The sequence below is a fragment of the Streptomyces sp. 13-12-16 genome (assembly GCF_002114215.1).
Taxonomy (GTDB): Bacteria; Actinomycetota; Actinomycetes; order Streptomycetales; family Streptomycetaceae; genus Streptomyces.
The window spans coordinates 1-2,520 of record NZ_NCTE01000961.1 but is presented as its reverse complement, the minus strand read 5'-3'; the positions used below and the strand labels follow the sequence as shown (position 1 = coordinate 2,520).

General features: G+C 74.7%; 2 protein-coding genes. Both read right to left on the bottom strand.

The window, feature by feature from the left end; genetic code table 11:
• Positions 1–49: 49 nt before the first annotated feature.
• Positions 50–1,831, bottom strand: a complete 1,782-nt coding sequence (locus B7767_RS33040) for an ABC transporter ATP-binding protein (RefSeq protein WP_085575332.1) — start codon at positions 1,829–1,831, stop codon at positions 50–52.
• On the bottom strand, positions 1,828–2,520 hold a 693-nt coding region (locus tag B7767_RS33035; protein WP_143652752.1), incomplete at its 5' end, for an ABC transporter ATP-binding protein. The genes B7767_RS33035 and B7767_RS33040, both read right to left, overlap by 4 nt.

Genomic DNA, 2,520 nt, shown 5'->3' with positions numbered 1-2,520 from the left:
GGCGGGCCCGAGGGGACCCCGCCCACGGGCCCACCGGGGCGGCGCGTGCTCAGCCGTGCCAGGAGCGCCACAGTGCCGCGTACGCCCCGTCCGCCGCGACCAGGTCGTCGTGGCTGCCCAGTTCGCTGATGCGGCCGTCCTCCACGACGGCGATGACGTCCGCGTCGTGGGCGGTGTGCAGGCGGTGGGCGATGGCGACGACGGTCCTGCCGTCGAGGACACGGGCCAGGGAGCGCTCCAGGTGCCGTGCCGCGCGCGGGTCGAGCAGCGAGGTCGCCTCGTCCAGGACCAGCGTGTGCGGGTCGGCCAGCACCAGCCGGGCCAGCGCGATCTGCTGGGCCTGGGCCGGGGTGAGCGCGAACCCACCGGAGCCGACCTCGGTGTCCAGGCCCTCGTCCAGCCCACGGGCCCAGCCGTCCGCGTCGACCGCCCCGAGCGCCGCCCACAGTTCGGCGTCCTGCGCGCCGGTCCTGGCGAGCCGCAGGTTGTCGCGCAGGGAACCGACGAAGACATGGTGCTCCTGGTTGACCAGGGCCACATGCTCCCGGACCCGTTCCGCGGTCATCCGCGACAGTTCGGCGTCGCCCAGGGTGACCCGCCCGTCCCGGGGCGCGTAGATCCCGGCGAGCAGCCGGCCCAGGGTGGACTTGCCCGCACCCGAGGGGCCGACCAGTGCCAGCCTGGTCCCGGGGGCGACCTCGAGGGACACCTCACGCAGCACGTCGACGCCCTCCCGGTAGCCGAAGCGCACCCGGTCCGCCCGCACCCGGCGCCCGTCGGGGGCGAGCGCCGCGTCACCGGCGTCGGGCTCGATGTCCCGGACCCCGACCAGCCGGGCCAGCGACACCTGCGCCACCTGCAGCTCGTCGTACCAGCGCAGGATCAGTCCCACCGGGTCGACGAGCATCTGCGCGATCAGCGCGCCCGTGGCCAGCTGGCCGACGCCGATCCAGCCCTGGAGGACGAACACCCCACCGATCATCAGCACCGAGCCGAGCACGGTGACGTGGGTGATGTTGACGACGGGGAAGAGCACCGACCGCAGCCAGAGGGTGTAGCGCTCCCAGGCCGTCCACTCCTTGACCCGCTGGTCGGACAGCGCCACACGGCGCGCGCCGAGACGGTGCGCCTCCACGGTCCGCCCCGCGTCCACGGTCTCGGCGAGCGCGGCGGCCACGGCGGCGTACCCGGCGGCCTCCGAGCGGTAGGCGGCCGGCGCCCGCCGGAAGTACCAGCGGCAGCCGATCACCAGCAGCGGCACGGCGAGCAGCACGGCCGGCGCCAGCTCGGGCGCCGTGACGACCAGTCCGCCCAGCAGCAGCACCGCCCACACCACGCCGATGGTCAGCTGGGGCACGGCCTCGCGCATGGCGTTGCCGAGCCGGTCGATGTCGGTGGTGATCCGCGACAGCAGATCACCCGTGCCCGCCCGTTCCAGCACGCCCGGCGGCAGCCCGACCGACCGCACCAGGAAGTCCTCGCGCAGATCGGCCAGCATCCGCTCGCCGAGCATCGCCCCGCGCAGCCGTACCTGCCGGACGAACACCGCCTGAAGGGTCAGCGCGAGCACGAACAGCGCGACCGTGGGTCCCAGATGCAGCTCCCGCTCCCGGTCCGAGACCCGCTCCACGAGTCCGCCCAGCAGGTACGGGCCCACCATCGAGGCGAGCACGGCGACCGTGTTCACGGTGATCAGCAGCACGAAGGCCCGGCGGTGCCTGCGCAGCAGCTCGCTCACGTAGGCGCGGACGGTCGCGGGCGCACCCACCGGCAGCGTGCTGGCCGCGGTCGGGGCCGCCGGGTCGTAGGCCGGTGGCGCCACGCCGATCATGCCGTCTCCTCGATCTCTTCCAGTTCTTCCAGTCGGTGCAGGACCTCGTCCTCGCGCAGGACGCCGTCCTTGTCCAAGGCCTCCGCCGACGCGGTCTCGTCCTCGGTCTCGCGTGTCACCACGGCCCGGTACCGGGGCTCGGTGCGCACCAGTTCGCGGTGGTCGCCGACCGCCGCGACGGTGTCGCCGTGCAGGAACACCACCCGGTCGGCGCGGTCCAGCAGCAGCGGGGAGGAGGTGAACACCACGGTGGTGCGCCGCGCCCGCAGTTCGCGCACGCCCTGGGCGACACGGGCCTCGGTGTGCGAGTCGACGGCCGAGGTCGGCTCGTCCAGGACGAGCACCTCCGGGTCCGTGACCAGCGACCGGGCCAGTGCGAGCCGCTGGCGCTGCCCACCGGACAGGGACCGCCCGCGCTCGGTGATCCGCGCGTCCATCGGGTCGTCGGCGTCCACCGAGCCCTGCACCAGCGCCGCCAGCACGTCCCCGCACTGCGCGGCGTCCAGCGCGTCGCGCGGGTCGACCGCGCCGGACGCCGGCACGTCGAGCAGCTCGCGCAGGGTGCCGGAGAGCAGCACCGGATCCTTGTCCTGCACGAGGACGGCCCGGCGGGCGGAGTCCAGTGGCAGTTCGTCGAGCGGCACCCCGCCGAGCAGCACCGGGGTGCCCCGCTCGGAGGCGTGCCCGCC

Coding starts and splice junctions, on each gene's coding strand:
- B7767_RS33040 (WP_085575332.1), bottom strand. CDS start 1,831: ATGATCGGCGTGGCGCCACCGGCCTACGACCCGGCGGCCCCGACCGCG.